The organism is Olsenella sp. HMSC062G07, from assembly GCF_001811895.1.
GTDB lineage: Bacteria > Actinomycetota > Coriobacteriia > Coriobacteriales > Atopobiaceae > Olsenella_F > Olsenella_F massiliensis.
Genome location: NZ_KV806937.1, coordinates 1 through 1,406, shown reverse-complemented (window position 1 = coordinate 1,406; position 1,406 = coordinate 1). Strand labels below are relative to the sequence as shown.

Annotated in this window: 1 rRNA gene; it reads left to right on the top strand. The window is 64.5% G+C overall.

What is annotated here, in order from left to right:
- Window positions 1–1,406: ribosomal RNA gene (locus tag HMPREF2826_RS00670) — 23S ribosomal RNA — on the top strand; the annotation flags it as partial.

Sequence of the window (1,406 nt, the reverse complement as noted above, 5' to 3'; positions counted from 1 at the left end):
CCGCCGCCGCCTGAACTCATAGGGCGCGCGGAGGCAACCTGGGGAACTGAAACATCTAAGTACCCAGAGGAAGAGAAATCAACCGAGATTCCCCCAGTAGCGGCGAGCGAACGGGGATGAGGCCAAACCGGCGGGCGCTTCGGCCCCGCCGGGGTTGTAGGGCCGGTCACGCGGCAGTGACAAACCGGCGGGGGAGCGGAAGGGCCTGGGAAGGCCCGCGAGACAGGGTTAGAGCCCCGTACGCGAACCCCCGCCGGCTGCCGACCGGACCCTGAGTACCGCCGGACACGTGAAACCCGGTGGGAAGCTGGGGGGACCACCCTCCAAGCCTAAATACTCTCCTGTGACCGATAGTGGACGAGTACCGTGAGGGAAAGGTGAAAAGCACCCCGGGAGGGGAGTGAAATAGTACCTGAAACCGTGCGCGCACAAGCAGTCGGAGCGGCCCCTCGGGGCCGTGACGGCGTGCCTTTTGTAGAATGAGCCAGCGAGTTACGGCGTGTGGCGAGGTCAAGCCACGAAGCGAGCCGCAGCGACAGCGAGTCCCAACCGGGCGCACAGTCGCACGCCGTAGACGCGAAGCCGGGTGAGCTATCCACGGGCAGGCTGAAACGGGGGTAAGACCCCGCGGAGGGCCGAACCCACCTAGGTTGAAAACTGGGGGGATGACCCGCGGATAGGGGTGAAAGGCCTATCAAACCCGGAGATATCTCGTTCTCCCCGAAATAGCTTTAGGGCTAGCCTCGGACGCTTACCTGCGGAGGTAGAGCACCGGATGGGCGCGGGGGCCTCACCGCCTACCAAACCCAACCGAACTCCGAATGCCGCAGGTCCGGAGTCCGGGAGTCAGAGCGCGTGGGCTAAGCCGCGCGCTCGAGAGGGAAACAGCCCAGACCGCCCGCTAAGGTCCCCAAATCCATGCCGAGTGGCAAAGGATGTGCGTTTGCTCAGACAACCAGGATGTTGGCTTAGAAGCAGCCACCCATTCAAAGAGTGCGTAACAGCTCACTGGTCGAGTGGACATGCGCCGACAATATACGGGGCTAAGCATGGTACCGAAGCGGCGGACTGATCTATCAGTGGTAGGGGAGCTTTCCGTCCGGGGGGAAGCCGCGGGACGACCCGCGGTGGACCGGCCGGAAGTGAGAATGCTGGCATGAGTAACGAGAGGGGCGTGGGAAACGCCCCCGCCGTAAACCCAAGGTTTCCTGGGCGAGGCTAATCCTCCCAGGGTCAGTCGGGAGCTAAGGCGAGGCCGGAAGGCGTAGCCGATGCGCAGCAGGTGGACATTCCTGCACCTCCGACGCGGCGCTTGACCGACGGGGTGACGAAGAAGGGTAGCTCAGCGGGGTTCTGGACGTCCCCGTGAGGCCGCGTAGGCCGGGGGGTGGCGAAGTGCGCCCCCC